Origin of the sequence: Microbacterium sp. 1.5R (assembly GCF_001889265.1) — a bacterium.
GTDB lineage: Bacteria > Actinomycetota > Actinomycetes > Actinomycetales > Microbacteriaceae > Microbacterium.
In genome coordinates, this window is sequence record NZ_CP018151.1 from 1,114,664 (window position 1) to 1,129,532 (window position 14,869).

A 14,869-nucleotide genomic window follows, 5' to 3' on the forward strand; every position below is an offset into this window, starting at 1 on the left:
GCGCGCCGCAGCCGAGACGATGCGCGAGGTCCGGAATCGCTGCGTCTGGTCGCAGCAGATCACCCATCGTGATCTCGTGCCGTATCTCATCGAGGAGTCGCACGAGGTGATCGACGCCGTCGAGGACGGCTCACGGGCCGACCTGCGTGAGGAGCTCGGCGACCTGCTCTGGCAGGTGCTGTTCCACGCCGCGATCGCCGCGCAGGACCCCGACGACCCGTTCGACATCGACGATGTCGCGGCCACGCTCACCGAGAAGATGGTGCGGCGGCATCCTCACGTCTTCGCGGACGAGGTCGCGACGACCCCTGAAGAGGTCCTGGTGCACTGGAACGCCGCGAAGGCGGCGGAGAAACGCGCGAGACGCAGCGTCCTCGACGGGATCCCGCGCGGTATGCCGGCGCTCGCGCTGGCACAGAAGGTCGCCGGTCGAGCCGAGGGGGCCGGCGTCGTCGTCGCCCGGACCGACGCGGACGGGGCTGGACCGGCGCCCTCCTCGGAAGCAGAGCTCGGCGACGCACTTCTCCGCCTCGTGGCGGTCGCGCGCGCCGAGGGCTGGGATGCCGAACGAGCGCTGCGCGAACGGCTCCGAGCGGTCGAGGCCGAGGTCCGCGAGGCGGAATCCGAAGCCTGAGTCCACGGCCTGGCCCGCCGACCTGGAAAGATGGAGGCGTGGCTACTGTGAACCCGCCGCGCGGAATGCGCGACATCCTCCCCGCCGACAAGGCTCGCCGCGAGCGCGTCCTCTCCGTGATCCGTGATCGTTACCGCTCGCACGGGTTCGACGAGATCGAGACACCGGCGCTCGAGGAGTACTCGCGATTGCACGCCGGCATCGGCGGCGACAACGAGAAGCTCGCCTACAATGTGCTGCGCCGCGGCCTCGATGCGGATGCCATCCGCGACGCCGCCGACGACCAGGGCGCCCTGGCCGACCTCGGTCTGCGATACGACCTCACGGTTCCGCTCGCGCGCTTCTACGCGAGCAATCGCGCTCAGCTCCCCGGTGTGTTCCGCGCGATCCAGATCGGTCCGGTCTGGCGTGCTGAGCGACCGCAGAAGGGGCGCTACCGCCAGTTCGTGCAGTGCGACATCGACATCATCGGCGACGACTCGTCGCGCGCGGAGGCCGAGCTCATGGTCGCCTCGCTCGATGCGGTCGACGCACTGGGTCTCGAGGGCGCCACCGTGCGCATCAACGACCGCCGTGCGCTGGACTGGATGCTCGACAGCTTCGGCTTCACGGGCGACGAACGTCCCGGGGTCCTCATCACGATCGACAAGCTCGACAAGATCGGGCCCGACGGCGTCGCCGCCGAGCTGCGCGAGCGCGGTTCGGCGCCATCGGCCGTCGACGCGTTCGAAGTCTTCCTCCTGCGCCCGCAGACCATGGAGTACAACCCCTTCGGCGAACGTCAGATCCGCAAGGCGCTTCCCGACGGTGCCCCGGACGAGATCGTCGGACACCTCGTCGCGATCGGCGAGGCCGTCGCCGCCGGCCGAGGCGCGACCGACATCCCGCTGGTCTTCGACCCGTTCCTCGTGCGCGGCATGGGCTACTACACGGGCACGATCTTCGAGCTGGCCCACCCTTCGGTGTCGTACTCGCTCGGCGGCGGCGGTCGCTATGACGGCATGATCGGCCGCTTCCTCGGCCAGCAGGTCCCTGCCGTCGGGTTCTCGCTGGGCTTCGAGCGCCTCGTCGACCTCGTGACGGCGGGCGCGGATGCCGGCGAGCGCGCCGTCGTGCTCATCCATGACGCCGACGTGCCGGTCGCCGAGCTCGTCATGCACAAGGCGGGTCTCGTGGGCTCCGGGGCGCGAGTGCGGCTGGAACGGCGCACGAAGAACGTGAAAGCCCTGCTCGAGCGCTCGGCCGCCGACGGATACACGGAGTTCGCGACCGTGTCGTCGGGCACCTCGCAGCTGGAGCTCAAGCCCCTCTTCTGAGTTCGGCGGATGCCGTTCACTCGGCGTTCACGCCGTTCCGGTCGAATCGGGACATGAGCCGACCGTCGTTCGTCGCCGTCGCGGCGGTGGGTGTCGCGACCGCGGTGGCCGCCGCCGGAGTCCAGGTCGTCCTCACCCGACAGGCCGCGATCGCGCGTCGACGCATCGGCAAGCCGCTCGGTGAGGAGTCGATCGACGCCGACCGCGTCTGGCGTCGTTCGCTCGACGGCATGCCGATCGATCTGCTCGTGCTCGGAGACTCGCTGGCGGCGGGCCTCGGCGCCGAGCGGCGCAAGGAGACACTGGGCGGACGACTCGCCAAGGGTCTGGCGCGACGGATGCGACGACCGGTCCATCTGCGCACGGCCGCCGTCGTCGGGTCCGAATCGCCCGACCTCGCCGCCCAGCTCGACGCGCTGCCCGAGGACTACGCCCCGCATGTCGCCGTGATCGTGGTCGGGGGCAACGACGTGACGCACCGCATCCCCGTCGCCGTCTCGACGCAGCACCTGCGGGAGGCCGTCCGACGGCTGCGTGCTCGGGGTACGGAGGTCGTGGTCGGCACCTGTCCCGATCTCGGAGCCCTCCGCCCCGTACCGCAGCCTCTGCGGCGCCTGATGTCGAGCATGTCCCGTCGACTCGCCAGGGTACAGGCCGAGACCGCTCGTGCCGAGGGCGCGCACCCCGTCGACCTCCGCCGCGCCGTCGGCCCGATGTTCTTCGACGACCCGGAGGCGATGTTCAGCCTCGATCGCTTCCACCCGAGTCCGCTCGGCTATCGGCGCACGGCGGAGGCACTGCTCCCGGCCGCGTGTCGGGCTGCCGAGACCGCGCTCAGCTCGCGCCGTCAGACGGGGCAGCACTGAAGGACGCCGCCCAGTCGGCGACCCGCCGTGCGCTCTCCTCGTCCGAGAGGTCTTCGACCCGGGTCATCACCGACCATCGCACGCCGAACGGATCCCGGATGCTGGCGAATCGGTCTCCCGACACGAACGCCGACGGAGCCTCGCGCACGGTTGCGCCCGCGGCGACGGCACGCTCGACGACGGCGTCGACGTCCGAGACATAGAGGCCCATTGAGTAGCAGTCGTCGTCTCCCGACGGCGCAGAAACCAGATGATAGTCGGGGCTCGGCTCGCCCAGCTGCAGGTGGCCGAACCCGAAGTCGAGGTCCGCATGGGCGACGACACCGCCGAACTCCGTGACATCGATGACGCGAGCGCCGAAGACGTCCCGGTAGAACTCGATCGCCTCCCGCGCCCGGGGGACCGCGAGGAAGGGAGTGAGGGAGGTCGCGCTGTTCGGTCGGCCGTCCGTCGTGTGCTCGCCGGTCACGCCGGTCCTGTTCTCGGTGCTCATGCACCCACAATAAGGAGCAGTCGCAGACGCGCGCTTGAACTTGCGCGACACGATCGTGCGCCGGGGTCATAGGGTCGAGGCATGGACGTCGACGACCTCGGACCGACCGTGTCCGCCATGCGGGTCACCGTGGCGATCCTCGCCGGCGGCTAGCGATGCGTGCGACCCGCGGTGTGCTGTATCCGGCCCGGCTGCCGGACTTCCATCGTCTGCCGCCTGCGACCGCCGCGCGGGACCTCGCGGTGTGGTTCTGGATCCCCGAGTGGAGCATCGAGCCCGCTCGATCGTCTCGCCAGGAGATCGTCGGCTACCCGGCGCTGAACCTCGTCGTCGAGAACGGTGACGTGAGTCTGTCCGGGGCGACGACACGGGCTTCGCATCGCGAGCTGACCGGCACGGGCTGGGCAGTGGGCGCCCTGCTGCGACCCGCAGCTGTCGCGGCCCTCATCGACGACCCTGCCGCACTCGTCGATTCCGAGCAGCCGGTCGTCGCTCCCGAGCTCGCGGACGGGGTCAGTGCTGCGATGGCGTCGGGGGAGGGGCATCGCGAACGCGCCGTCGCGGTGTTCTCGGAGTGGCTCGCTCGTCGGGTCGGACCCCTCGACGACAGTGCGAGGCATGCGAACGCGCTGGTCGAGGTGCTCATGGAGGAGGGCGCGGCCGACTCGGTCGAGGAGGCCGCGACCCGACTCGCGGTCTCGCTGCGCACGCTGCAGCGCCTCGCCCATCGTCACGTCGGAGTGTCGCCGGCCGCCATGATCCGGCGCCGCAGGCTGCAGGAGGCCGCGGAGCACCTGCGTCTGCACCCATCGGTCGATCTGGCGGATCTCGCCGCCGACCTGGGGTACGCGGATCACGCCCATCTCACCCGCGACTTCCGGAACGTGCTCGGAATCGCGCCCCGCGCGTACCGGGCGTCCTCCGCGCAGGACGTTCGGAGCGCTGCCGCGCCACCCTGATCAGCGCGCGAGCCGCAGCCGGATCATCCGATAGAGCACACCGACCAGCACGACCGCGGTACCCACCACCGAAGCCACCACCGGCAGCGTGTTCACGAGCACGAGGCACCCGAGCGCACCGACGACCTGCAGCACCCGCGGATAGCGGCGAGCCGCAGTGCGCTGGCGGAATGCCGCCGCATTGGCGATGAGGTAGTACAGCAGCACACCGAACGAGGAGAAGCCGATCGCGTCGCGCAGATCGGCGACGAGCACGATCATCACGATGATGACCGCGATCGTGATCTCGGCCCGACGGGGTACGTGCCAACGCTCGTCGACCTTCGCGAGGAAGCGCGGCAGATCCTCTTCGCGGGCCATCGCCAGTGTCGTGCGACCGATGCCGGTCAGGAGGGCGAGCAGAGCTCCGAGCGAGGCGGCGGCCGCGGCCACGCGGACGACAGGAGTGAGAGCCGTCCACCCCGAGGCCGTGACGACATCGGCGAGAGGGGTGGTGCTCGTGACCGCGTCGCCGCCGAGCACGACGACGACCGTGATCGCGACGAGCGTGTAGACGACGACCGTGCCGCCGAGGGCCAGGGCGATCGCCCGGGGGATCGTCCGGGCGGGGTCGACGACCTCTTCGCCCATCGTCGCGATGCGCGCGTATCCCGCGAACGCGAAGAAGAGCAGGCCTGCGCCCTGCAGCACCCCGTACGCGGAGGCATCCGGAAGGGGAGCCGGGGCGGTAGACGAGGAACCGCCGAGGCCCACCGCGACCACCACGGCGAGTCCGAGCAGCGAGCACACGCCGAGGATGCGCGTGACGAGGGCGGTTCGCGTCACGCCGAAGCAGTTGACCGCCGCGAGAGCGACGACGGCAGCGACGGCGACCGGCACCTCCCAGCCGTCCGGCGCGGCGTAGGCGGCGAAGGTCATGGCCATCGCCGCGCAGCTGGCGATCTTGCCGATCACGAAGCTCCATCCGGCGACGAAGCCCCACCACGGGCCGATCTCGGCGCGGGCGTACGCGTAGGTGCCGCCGGCGACGGGATGCGCGGCGGCGAGCTGCGCCGAGGCGGTCGCGTTGCAGTAGGCGACGATCGCGGCGATCGCCAGGGCGATCAGGATGCCGCTTCCGGCGACTCCCATGGCCGGTGCCCACACGGAGAACACGCCGGCGCCGATCATCGAACCGAGACCGATCGCGACGGCGTCGACCAGCGTCAGGCGGCGGGCGAGGGGCATCCCGTCATCGTGTCACGTCCGGGTGAACGTCCGGTATCGCCGTCGCCGTCAGCTCCGAGCGGCGGTGACGCGCTGCTTCTCGCGGATGTAGACCTGTCGGCGGACTCTGGCGACGACGTCTCCGTCGCGGTCGGTGATGACGGTCTCGAACCACTCGAGCACCTTCGCACCGCCGTGCGCCCGCTCGCGGATCTCCTCGGCCCGCTCGCGGCTGACCTCGAACTCGGCCGTCAGCACCCCGCGCCCGGGCTTGAGGAACTCGATCTCGCCCCGGGTGTCCCAGACGACATAGTCCCGGCCGAGCTGATGCATCACGAGCATGAAGAAGTACGGGTCCGTCATCGCGGACATCGAGCCGCCGAATGCCGTCTTCACGTAATTGCGGGTGAACACGTTGACGTGCAGCTCGACCGTGGCGTGCGTCCAGTCCTCGCTGAAGCGGCGGATGCGGATGCCGCTGAACAGATTGGGGACCCACAGGCTCATGCCCGTGGCGAGACGACGGGGAGTGATGCGCATGAGGTCAGTGTGGCCGACGGCCTGATCCGGACAAAGCTCGCTGGAGGGTTGCGACAGTTGTTATAGTTTATGTAGAACTACTAGAAGATTGGAGGACGGGATGCTGATCCGCATCGACGCCGACAGCGCTCGGCCGCTCTTCGATCAGGTCGCGGCATCCGTTCGCGCCGATGTCCTGGCCGGACGTCTCGTGCCGGGTGACCGGCTGCCGGCCGCCCGTGAACTCGCCGAGGCGCTCGAGATCAACCTGCACACCGTGCTCCGTGCCTATCAGCAGCTGCGCGACGAGGGGCTGATCGATCTGCGCCGTGGCAGGGGAGCGGTGGTGTCCGCTGCTGCATCTCCGCTCGCCGAGCTCTCACAGGACATCGCCGCGCTCGTCGCCCGCGCCGCATCCCTCGGACTCTCTTCCTCGACACTGGCCGCGCTCATTAAGGAGACCGACGCATGACCCCCGAGATCCGCCGCGCCCGCACCGCCTTCTGGTGGGTCGGGGTCATCGTCCCCGCCGCTCTGATCGTGCTCGCCGCCGTCATCGTCCTGGCGTGGCTGCCCGACATCCCCGATCCTGCGGCGATCCACTGGGGCCTCGACGGGGCCGATGGCTTCGCGCCGCGGTGGACGCCACTGGTCATGCTGATCGGCCTGGGCGGAGGGATCGTGGCGATGTTCGCGATCATCGTCCTGGTCTCGCACAGGCTGCCCCCACGGGGCTCGGGCGGGCCGCTTCCTCAGTCGCAGTGGTCGACGACCGCCCGTCTGCTCGGAGCGGCCGGCCTCGCGATGGCGGGCCTGATGTCCATGCTCGCGATCACGACGACCGGCTCCCAGCGAGGGCTCTCCGATGCGAACGAGGCGCCCGACATCACCCTCTGGGTCCCGGTCATCGTCGCGATCGCCGCCGGCCTCGGGGTGATCGGATGGTTCGCGCAGCCGAAGGTGCCCGTCGCGTCCGTCGCGTCCGCGGATCCGGCGGCACCTCTCCCTCTCGCCGACCACGAGCGCGCCGTGTGGATGAAGACCGTGAACGTGGCCCGCAGTGGCCAGGTCGTCCTCGGGATCAGCGTCTTCTTCACGGTCGCCGTGAGCGTGCTGCTGCTCGCCCGGGGCATCGCCGCCGGGTGGATCGTGGCGGGCATCACTGTGGTCCTCGTCATCGTCGTGGCGACGGGGCTGTCGTTCCGGGTGCGGGCGAGCACCGCTGGCCTTCGGGTGCGCTCCGTCGCCGGATGGCCGCGTCTCGAGATCGCCGCGGCCGACATCGCCAGCGCTCGCGCGGTGCAGGTCGACCCGTTCGCGGAGTTCGGCGGCTGGGGCTACCGAATCGGCACCGACGGGCGGCGCGGATTCGTGCTGCGCACCGGCGAGGCCCTCGAGATCACCCGCACAGACGGTCGCGTGTTCGTCGTCACCGTCGACGACGCCTCCACAGCGGCATCCGTCCTCGCTTCCGCAGCATCCCGATGATCGCACCGCACATCGACACCGAACAGCACATCGACACCGAACAGCACATCGACACCGAACCGGGAGTCAATCCATGACCCGCATCAGAGCCGCATCCGTCGTCCTCTTCGTCGCGCTCGCGTGCGGGCTCGCCTGGCTCGTCGCCCTGCCGCTGTGGCTGGGCGACGGCCTCGCCGAGCCCAGCACCTGGTTCCTGCTGCCCGTGATGATGCTGACCCCCGCGCTCGCCGCGCTCGTGGTCACCTTCGCCCTGCGTGTGCCGGCACCGGGGGAGCGACTCCGCTTCCTGGGCATCTGGCCCCTGCGCCCGGCCAGGCGGGTCGTCTGGCTGATGGTGGCGGGCTGGCTCGTCCCTCCGGTTCTCGTCGCGCTCGGCATCGTGGTCGCGGCGGCCTTCGGATGGGTGCAGCTCGACCCGACGTTCTCGGCGTTCTCCGCTGAGATCGCGAGGTCGCTGCCCGCCGGTGCGCCGATGCCCCCGATCGAGCTCATCGTGATCTCGCAGATCGTGATGATCCCTGTCGGCGCCCTGATCAACAGTGTGCTGGCGTTCGGCGAAGAACTCGGCTGGCGCGGGTGGCTCGTCCCGGCCCTGCGACCGCTCGGCACGTGGCCGGCACTCCTCATCAGCGGAGCGATCTGGGGCTTCTGGCACAGCCCGGTGATCCTGCTGGGCTACAACTTCGGGCGCACCGACATCACCGGCGTGCTGTTCATGATCGGCGGCTGCATGGCCTGGGGTGTGCTGCTGGGCTGGCTGCGTCTGCGCTCCGCATCGGTCTGGCCCGCCGTCCTCGCGCACGGCTCGCTGAACGCGGCCGCCGGACTCGTCCTCATCTTCGCCGCATCGCAGCCCGATCTCGCACTCGCCGGACCTCTCGGCGTCGCGGGATGGATCGTCGCGGCGGCGGTGATCGCCGCATTGGCCCTCACGGGCCAGTTCCGTCGTCAGCCCGAGCTCGCGGGCGCGCCCGGGCGGCTGCTGTCCGCTCCCCGAGCCGGGAGGGGTCCGCAACCCTCTTGACGCTCTTCGGGGCTCACGGTTTGCTGAGGGCATGGAATCCACTCCCGCCGCCTGGTCGAATGCCGACGCCTATCTCGCTGATCTCCTCGTCGGCCATGATCCGCAGCTGGAGGCGGCGCTGGCCGCTCAGCACGATGCCGGTCTTCCCGAGATCGAGGTCGCGCCGGTCGGCGGCAAGCTCCTCAACCTCCTGGCCCGCATCAGCGGCGCTCGCCGCGTGCTGGAGATCGGAACGCTCGGCGGCTACTCGACGATCTGGCTCGCACGGGCGGTGGGTCCCGAGGGGCGGGTGATCACCGTCGAGGCCGAAGCGGACAACGCCGCCGTGGCCCGCGCGAGCATCGATGCCGCCGGCGTCGGAGACCGCGTCGACATCCGGATCGGCCGAGGTGCCGACGTGCTCCCCACGCTGGTCGGCGGCTTCGACCTGGTCTTCATCGACGCCGACAAGGAGTCGAACACGGTCTACCTCGACTGGGCCGCGAAGCTGGGCCGTCCCGGAACCGTGATCGTGCTCGACAACATCGGACGGGAGGGTGAGATCGTGCGCGACGATGCGACCGACCCCAAGGTCGTCGGCACCAGGGATGCACTGCGGATGCTGGGCGAGGACCCGCGCTTCGACGCCACCGCGCTGCAGACGGTCGGTGTCAAAGGCTGGGACGGCGTCGCGCTCGCTGTCGTCGTGTGAACCTCCGGCCCCGACCCGGGTGCTGAGGGCCGGGCGGGCTAGACTGGGCGCGGATCGACGACGCTCCACACACCTTTTCTCTGAGCAAGGAGCACATCAGTGGCACTGATCGAGGCTGTAGGCGCACGCGAGATTCTCGACTCGCGCGGAAACCCGACCGTTGAGGTGGAGGTGCTCCTCGACGACGGCGTAGTCCAGCGGGCAGCCGTCCCGTCGGGTGCATCCACCGGCGCATTCGAGGCGTACGAGCTGCGCGACGGCGACAAGAGCCGTTATGGCGGCAAGGGCGTGCTCAAGGCCGTCGACGCCATCATCGACGAGCTCGGACCGGCGCTCGAGGGCATCGAGGCGAGCGAGCAGCGCATCGTCGACGAGATCCTGATCGAGACCGACGGCACCGAGAACAAGCAGCGTACCGGCGCCAACGCGATCCTCGGCGTCAGCCTCGCCGTCGCGAAGGCCGCGGCCGACTCGGCCGATCTGCCCCTGTTCCGCTACCTGGGCGGCCCCAACGCGCACGTGCTGCCCGTGCCGCTCTTCAACGTGATCAACGGCGGCGAGCACGCCGACAACGGCATCGACATGCAGGAGTTCTTCCTCGCGCCGATCGGCGCCGAGACGTACTCCGAGGCGCTCCGCTGGGGTGTCGAGACCTACCACGTGCTGCGCGGCGAGCTGAAGGCCGCCGGCTACGCGACGGGCCTCGGCGACGAGGGCGGCTTCGCCCCCGACCTGCCCAGCAACCGCGAGGGTCTCGACTTCCTCGTCAAGGCGATCGAGAAGGCCGGCTTCAAGCCGGGCACCGAGATCGCGCTCGGCCTCGACGTCGCAGCGACCGAGTTCTTCAGCGACGGCGTGTACCGCCTCGACAACAAGGACTGGACCGGCCCCGAGCTGATCGAGTACTACCAGGGTCTGGTCAACGACTTCCCGATCGTCACGATCGAGGACGCCCTCGCCGAGGACGACTGGGACAACTGGAAGCTCCTCACCGACGCTCTCGGCTCGAAGGTCCAGCTCGTCGGAGACGACCTGTTCGTCACCAACCCGACGCGTCTGGCTGACGGCATCAAGCGCGGCGTCGCCAACTCGCTGCTCGTGAAGGTCAACCAGATCGGAACGCTCACCGAGACGTTCGACGCGGTCAGCCTGGCGCAGCGCTCGGGTTACACCGCCATGCTGTCGCACCGCTCGGGTGAGACCGAGGACACGACGATCGCCGACCTCGTGGTCGCGACGAACGCGGGTCAGATCAAGGCGGGTGCGCCTGCTCGCAGCGAGCGCGTCGCGAAGTACAATCAGCTTCTGCGCATCGAGGAAGAGCTGGGCGACGCGGCTGTCTTCGCCGGCCGCTCCGCGTTCCCGCGCTACCAGGGCTGAACACAGCTGAGACAGACAGAAGCCGCCTGAGCGGCTCGAACGGAGGAGGAGCCGTGGCACGACGACCGGCTCCTCCTTCGGCGTCTCCGGGGGCGACCCGGCCCGCCTCAGCGCCGCCGTCGCCCGCACAGCGCACCGCGGGTCGGACGCCCCGGGGTGCGGCGAGCAGAGGCGCGCAGGACCGCAGGGTCGATGTGCGCGAGTGGGCCTCCGGCATCCGCCTGTCGGCCTTCTCGGTCATCATGCTGTCTCTCGTGGTCCTCGGCGCATGGGTGCTGGTGCCGACCCTCGGCACCTTCATCGATCAGAGGCAGAAGATCTCGGCTCTGGAGCAGTCGATCCAGGTCTCCGAAGACCAGATCGCCGCGCTCGAGAAAGAGCGTGAACGCTGGAACGACCCGGCGTACATCACCACCCAGGCGCGTGAGCGCCTGTATTACGTCAAGCCCGGCGAGGTCGTGTACCTGATCGACAACGACCTCGACCCCGCCGCGCTTCCGCAGCAGCAGGGCCCGGTCAGCGACACGCTCGAGGAGACGCCCTCCGACTGGATGCCGCAGCTCCTGCGCACTCTGACGTCCGCCGGACTCAGCGACACGGCCGCAGTCGCCCGCTGACCTGCGCCGCCGCCGCACGGGGCGTGTGCTCCGAGCATCCTCCCGGTCGGCTCCCGTACGCTGGTCGGGTGACCACGCCGCCATTCCCCGCCCCCACGACCGCCGAACTCGCCGTGGTGTCGGCCCAGTTGGGGAGAACCGCTCGCGGCGTCGTCGGCATCGCAGCCCGTTGCGTCTGCGGCAACCCCACGGTCGTCGCCACCACGCCGAGGCTGCCGGACGGAACGCCGTTCCCCACCTTCTACTACCTCACCCACCCTGCCGCGACTGCGGCCATGTCGACTCTCGAGGCCGCGCAGGTCATGCCGGAGCTCGCGGCGCTCCTCGCCGAGGACGACGGGGTCGCGGCGGCCTACCTCGCGGCGCACGAGGCCTACCTCGCCGACCGTGCGCAGTTCGGCGAGGTCACCGAGATCGACGGCATCTCGGCCGGCGGCATGCCCACGCGCGTCAAGTGCCTGCACGCTCTGGCCGGTCACGCTCTCGCGGCCGGCCCCGGCGTGAACCCGATCGGCGACGTGGCGCTCGAGCGTTCGACGTGGTCTCCCGAGAAGTGCCGGTGCGACGCCCCGGGCGCGGCGCTGCGCGACGTCGAGGCGTCGACCGAATGAGGCCGCAGCGGATGCTGCGCAACGGCGTCGCGGTGGCGACGATCGTGGCATCCGTCCTGCTCCTCGGCGCAGCGGCGACGCCGCCGCCGGTGCCTGATGATCCTGCCGATCCGGTGCGCGCCGCCGAATACTGGCTCGATGGCGCCGGGATCCGAGACGCCTGGCAGACCACCCGCGGCGACGGAGTGACCATCGCCGTCATCGACACCGGGATCGCCAAGGTCCCGGGAGTGTTCGACGGGGCCGTCGTCGGCGGCACGGACGTGTCCGGCACCGGGACACCCGACGGGCGCACCCCGGTGGGTGCCATCGACGGCAATCACGGCTCGTGGGTCGCATCCCTCGCCGCCGGGCGCGGCGCGGCCGACGGCAAGGGCATGATCGGCGTTGCCCCCGAAGCCGATCTGCTCTCGATCTCCGTGGGGTTCGGCGCAGCTGCCGCCGTGCCGTTCACCGAGCAGGTGGCGAAGGCGATGCGCTGGGCGGTCGATCACGGGGCGGACATCATCAACCTCTCGTTCACCACGAACACGCTGGACTGGGACAAGAGTTGGGACGACGCGTTCCTCTACGCCTTCGAGAACGACGTCGTGGTCGTGGTCGCGGCGGGCAATCGGGGGAGCGGCACCGACATCATCGGCGCCCCCGCGACGATCCCCGGCGTGCTCACGGTCGGCGGAGTCGATCAGACGGGCACGGCGAGCATCGAGGCCTCGACGCAGGGGATCACCATCGGCATCGCGGCACCCAGCGAGGGCCTGCGCGGCGTCTCGGCGGACGGCACGGTCGTGCCCTGGAGCGGCACCAGCGGTGCGGCGCCCATCGTCGCGGGCATCGCGGCCCTCGTCCGGTCCGCGCATCCCGAGCTCGATGCCGCCAACGTCATCAACCGCATCATCAAGACGGCGATCGAGGTCCCCGGCATGGCGGATCCTCCCGACCCCCTCTACGGCTACGGTCTGGTGGATGCCGAGGCGGCGATCAGCGGGGACGTGCCCAAGGTCTCCGAGAACCCCATGGGAGACCTCGCCGAGTGGGTCCGCCTGTTCCGTCGGGCGGAGACCGTCCCGCAGCCGGAACCCACCGCCGCGCCGGTCGAGGTCCCGCCTCTGCCGGATGCGGACGCGCCGACGGAAGCCGGTTCACCGCTGCTTCCCAGCGCTGAATCGCTGCGCTACGGTACCCTGCCGCTCATCGCGCTCACAGTCCCTGGTATCCTGATAGCGCTTGGCGTCACCGCAGCTGCCCGGCGCATCCGATCGGCGCGCGCACGCACGCCACATTCCTGACTCCCGAGGAGTTGTCCCCCTGTGCCTCAGAACAGCACTGTGCCCAAGATTCTGATCGTCGGTGGAGGCTATGCAGGCTTCTACACGGCGTGGAAGCTGGAGAAGCACCTTCGCAAGGGTGAAGCAGACGTCACCATGGTCGACCCGCTGCCGTACATGACGTACCAGCCGTTCCTCCCCGAGGTGGCCGCCGGCTCGATCGAAGCCCGACACTCCGTCGTCGCCCACCGCCGTCACCTCAAGCGCACGAACGTGCTCACCGCCAAGGTGACCGGAATCAACCACGCCGAGAAGGTCGCGACGATCACGCCTCCCGTGGGTGAGCCGTACGAGTTCGCGTACGACCAGATCGTGGTGACCGCGGGTGCCGTCTCGCGCACCTTCCCGATCCCGGGCATCGCAGACAACGCGATCGGCCTGAAGACGATCGAGGAGGCCGTCGCGATCCGTGACCGCCTGATGTCGAACTTCGACAAGGCGGCGTCGCTGCCTGCGGGCCTCGCGCGTGATCGCCTGCTCTCCGTCGTCGTCGTCGGCGGTGGCTTCGCCGGCATCGAGGTGTTCGCCGAGCTGCGCTCGCTCGCCTCGTCGCTGGTCAGCAAGTACCCGCAGCTGACCTTCGACGACACCCACTTCCACCTCATCGAGGCGATGGGGCGCATCATGCCCGAGGTCTCGCTGCAGACGAGCGAGTGGGTGCTCAAGGACCTCGCGAAGCGCGGCGCCAACGTGCACCTCGACACGCAGCTCACCAGCGCGGTCGACGGCAACGTCGAGCTGTCGACGGGTGAGGTCATCCCCACCGATCTGATCGTCTGGACCGCCGGTGTCATGGCGAACCCGACGGTGGTGCGCGGTGGCGACCTCCCGATCGAGGAGCGCGGCCGCATCCAGACCCGTGCAGACCTCCGTGTCGGCACCCCCAAGGCCTTCGTTCCCGGGGCCTGGGCCGCCGGTGACGTCTCTGCCGTCCCCGACCTGTCCGGTGGTGGCGTCGGCGGCTTCTGCGTGCCGAACGCCCAGCACGCCGTCCGTCAGGCGAAGCTCCTCGCGAAGAACATCGTCGCCGTGCTGCGTGGCGAGGACCCGAAGGAGTACTTCCACAAGAACCTCGGCGCCGTCGCGGGCCTCGGGCTCTACAACGGTGTCTTCCAGTCCGGCAAGATCGCCCTCAAGGGGTTCGTCGCCTGGGTCGCCCACCGTGGATACCACGGCCTCGCGATGCCCACGTGGGAGCGCAAGTTCCGCGTGGTGTGGGGCTGGTGGAACAACCTGTGGCTCGGTCGCGACCTGGTGAACCTCGAGACGGTCCAGAACCCGCGCTATGTCTTCGAGGAGTTCGCCGCTCGCCCGCGTCCGGCCGCCGATGCGCCGGCTCCCGCCGTCACGGCTCCGGCCGCGCAGGCGACCGCCGTCGACAAGGCTGCTGACGAGAAGCCCGCCGGCCAGAAGACCGGTGCCAAGAAGCCGGCCGCCAAGAAGACCGCCGAGACGGCTGCCGCCAAGTAGTCCTCTCCTCGAACGCCCCGATTCCTCCGGAGTCGGGGCGTTCGTCGTCTCCGCCGACGGGGCGTGTCTCGCACCCCGTTCATAGGCGCGCTTGCTACCGTCGGCAGCGCAAGGGGAGTACTCCCGTCTGCGGTGGTGTCGTCATTACGGATACGAGGTCGTGTCCCGGCCCACCGGCCCGTGAGGGTGGAGGAGACCTGGCGTCCGTATCCGCGGACGGCCAAGGACCCCTCACCGCACCGCTGTCGAGACCCGTGGTCGTCCACA

Annotated in this window: 16 protein-coding genes; 13 read left to right on the forward strand and 3 right to left on the reverse strand. The window is 70.0% G+C overall.

Annotation, left to right across the window (positions count from 1 at the left end; translation table 11 throughout):
• Window positions 1-19 precede the first annotated feature (19 nt).
• The 3 genes from BMW26_RS05175 (at window position 20) to BMW26_RS05185 (ending at window position 2,816) form a co-directional block, all read left to right on the forward strand.
• Entirely contained in the window at window positions 20-634 is a 615-nt protein-coding gene (locus BMW26_RS05175) for a MazG family protein (protein WP_072592236.1), read from the forward strand.
• A gap of 65 nt (window positions 635-699) precedes the next feature.
• On the forward strand, window positions 700-1,950 hold the full coding sequence (locus BMW26_RS05180; protein WP_232224575.1) for a histidine--tRNA ligase: 1,251 nt from the start codon (window positions 700-702) through the stop codon (window positions 1,948-1,950).
• Window positions 1,951-2,003: 53 nt separating this feature from the next.
• The gene (locus BMW26_RS05185) at window positions 2,004-2,816 is read left to right on the forward strand and encodes an SGNH/GDSL hydrolase family protein (RefSeq protein ID WP_083569296.1); all 813 of its coding nucleotides are present in this window, start codon (window positions 2,004-2,006) and stop codon (window positions 2,814-2,816) included.
• Here the strand turns inward: BMW26_RS05185 and BMW26_RS05190 are convergent.
• A complete protein-coding gene (locus BMW26_RS05190; protein WP_056279003.1) occupies window positions 2,785-3,309 on the reverse strand; it encodes a VOC family protein in 525 nt (174 codons plus the stop codon). The genes BMW26_RS05185 and BMW26_RS05190 overlap by 32 nt on opposite strands.
• 155 nt (window positions 3,310-3,464) lie before the next feature.
• On the opposite strand from BMW26_RS05190, the gene BMW26_RS05195 reads away from it, so the two are divergent.
• A complete protein-coding gene (locus tag BMW26_RS05195) occupies window positions 3,465-4,268 on the forward strand; it encodes an AraC family transcriptional regulator (protein WP_072590962.1) in 804 nt (267 codons plus the stop codon).
• Here BMW26_RS05195 and BMW26_RS05200 read toward each other — a convergent pair whose 3' ends face one another.
• Together BMW26_RS05200 and BMW26_RS05205 are read right to left on the reverse strand one after the other, a co-directional pair.
• Window positions 4,269-5,495, reverse strand: a complete 1,227-nt coding sequence (locus BMW26_RS05200; protein WP_072590963.1) for an APC family permease — start codon at window positions 5,493-5,495, stop codon at window positions 4,269-4,271.
• Window positions 5,496-5,543: 48 nt separating this feature from the next.
• Complete coding sequence (locus BMW26_RS05205; protein ID WP_072590964.1) at window positions 5,544-6,014, reverse strand: PaaI family thioesterase; 471 nt, start codon at window positions 6,012-6,014, stop codon at window positions 5,544-5,546.
• 100 nt (window positions 6,015-6,114) lie between these two features.
• Here BMW26_RS05205 and BMW26_RS05210 point away from each other — a divergent pair, with 100 nt between their 5' ends.
• The 9 genes from BMW26_RS05210 (at window position 6,115) to BMW26_RS05250 (ending at window position 14,602) form a co-directional block, all read left to right on the forward strand.
• Window positions 6,115-6,465, forward strand: a complete 351-nt coding sequence (locus tag BMW26_RS05210; protein ID WP_072590965.1) for a GntR family transcriptional regulator — start codon at window positions 6,115-6,117, stop codon at window positions 6,463-6,465.
• On the forward strand, window positions 6,462-7,481 hold the full coding sequence (locus BMW26_RS05215; RefSeq protein WP_072590966.1) for a DUF1648 domain-containing protein: 1,020 nt from the start codon (window positions 6,462-6,464) through the stop codon (window positions 7,479-7,481). Before BMW26_RS05210 ends, BMW26_RS05215 begins: the two co-directional genes overlap by 4 nt.
• 73 nt (window positions 7,482-7,554) lie before the next feature.
• Complete coding sequence (locus tag BMW26_RS05220) at window positions 7,555-8,505, forward strand: CPBP family intramembrane glutamic endopeptidase (RefSeq protein WP_072590967.1); 951 nt, start codon at window positions 7,555-7,557, stop codon at window positions 8,503-8,505.
• A 31-nt stretch (window positions 8,506-8,536) separates the two neighbouring features.
• A complete protein-coding gene (locus BMW26_RS05225) occupies window positions 8,537-9,196 on the forward strand; it encodes an O-methyltransferase (RefSeq protein WP_072590968.1) in 660 nt (219 codons plus the stop codon).
• Window positions 9,197-9,295: 99 nt separating this feature from the next.
• Complete coding sequence (gene eno, locus BMW26_RS05230; protein WP_053095504.1) at window positions 9,296-10,576, forward strand: phosphopyruvate hydratase; 1,281 nt, start codon at window positions 9,296-9,298, stop codon at window positions 10,574-10,576.
• A gap of 53 nt (window positions 10,577-10,629) precedes the next feature.
• Window positions 10,630-11,193 (forward strand): FtsB family cell division protein, encoded by a 564-nt coding sequence (locus tag BMW26_RS05235; protein WP_083569297.1) that lies wholly within the window; start codon window positions 10,630-10,632, stop codon window positions 11,191-11,193.
• A 68-nt stretch (window positions 11,194-11,261) separates the two neighbouring features.
• The gene (locus BMW26_RS05240) at window positions 11,262-11,804 is read left to right on the forward strand and encodes a DUF501 domain-containing protein (RefSeq protein ID WP_072590969.1); all 543 of its coding nucleotides are present in this window, start codon (window positions 11,262-11,264) and stop codon (window positions 11,802-11,804) included.
• The gene (locus BMW26_RS05245) at window positions 11,801-13,093 is read left to right on the forward strand and encodes a S8 family serine peptidase (RefSeq protein WP_072590970.1); all 1,293 of its coding nucleotides are present in this window, start codon (window positions 11,801-11,803) and stop codon (window positions 13,091-13,093) included. The genes BMW26_RS05240 and BMW26_RS05245 overlap by 4 nt, the downstream gene beginning before the upstream one ends.
• Before the next feature lie 39 nt (window positions 13,094-13,132).
• Complete coding sequence (locus BMW26_RS05250; RefSeq protein WP_072592238.1) at window positions 13,133-14,602, forward strand: NAD(P)/FAD-dependent oxidoreductase; 1,470 nt, start codon at window positions 13,133-13,135, stop codon at window positions 14,600-14,602.
• The last annotated feature ends 267 nt before the right edge of the window (window positions 14,603-14,869 follow it).

What these genes read in the sequence shown, in the direction of transcription:
- BMW26_RS05195 (WP_072590962.1), top strand. Translation starts at nt 3,465, where the DNA reads ATGCGTGCGACCCGCGGTGTGCTGTATCCGGCCCGGCTGCCGGACTTC.
- BMW26_RS05210 (WP_072590965.1), top strand. Translation starts at nt 6,115, where the DNA reads ATGCTGATCCGCATCGACGCCGACAGCGCTCGGCCGCTCTTCGATCAG.
- BMW26_RS05190 (WP_056279003.1), bottom strand. Translation starts at nt 3,309, where the DNA reads ATGAGCACCGAGAACAGGACCGGCGTGACCGGCGAGCACACGACGGAC.
- BMW26_RS05215 (WP_072590966.1), top strand. Translation starts at nt 6,462, where the DNA reads ATGACCCCCGAGATCCGCCGCGCCCGCACCGCCTTCTGGTGGGTCGGG.
- BMW26_RS05200 (WP_072590963.1), bottom strand. Translation starts at nt 5,495, where the DNA reads ATGCCCCTCGCCCGCCGCCTGACGCTGGTCGACGCCGTCGCGATCGGT.
- BMW26_RS05185 (WP_083569296.1), top strand. Translation starts at nt 2,004, where the DNA reads ATGAGCCGACCGTCGTTCGTCGCCGTCGCGGCGGTGGGTGTCGCGACC.
- BMW26_RS05225 (WP_072590968.1), top strand. Translation starts at nt 8,537, where the DNA reads ATGGAATCCACTCCCGCCGCCTGGTCGAATGCCGACGCCTATCTCGCT.
- BMW26_RS05245 (WP_072590970.1), top strand. Translation starts at nt 11,801, where the DNA reads ATGAGGCCGCAGCGGATGCTGCGCAACGGCGTCGCGGTGGCGACGATC.
- BMW26_RS05175 (WP_072592236.1), top strand. Translation starts at nt 20, where the DNA reads ATGCGCGAGGTCCGGAATCGCTGCGTCTGGTCGCAGCAGATCACCCAT.
- BMW26_RS05205 (WP_072590964.1), bottom strand. Translation starts at nt 6,014, where the DNA reads ATGCGCATCACTCCCCGTCGTCTCGCCACGGGCATGAGCCTGTGGGTC.
- BMW26_RS05220 (WP_072590967.1), top strand. Translation starts at nt 7,555, where the DNA reads ATGACCCGCATCAGAGCCGCATCCGTCGTCCTCTTCGTCGCGCTCGCG.
- BMW26_RS05180 (WP_232224575.1), top strand. Translation starts at nt 700, where the DNA reads ATGCGCGACATCCTCCCCGCCGACAAGGCTCGCCGCGAGCGCGTCCTC.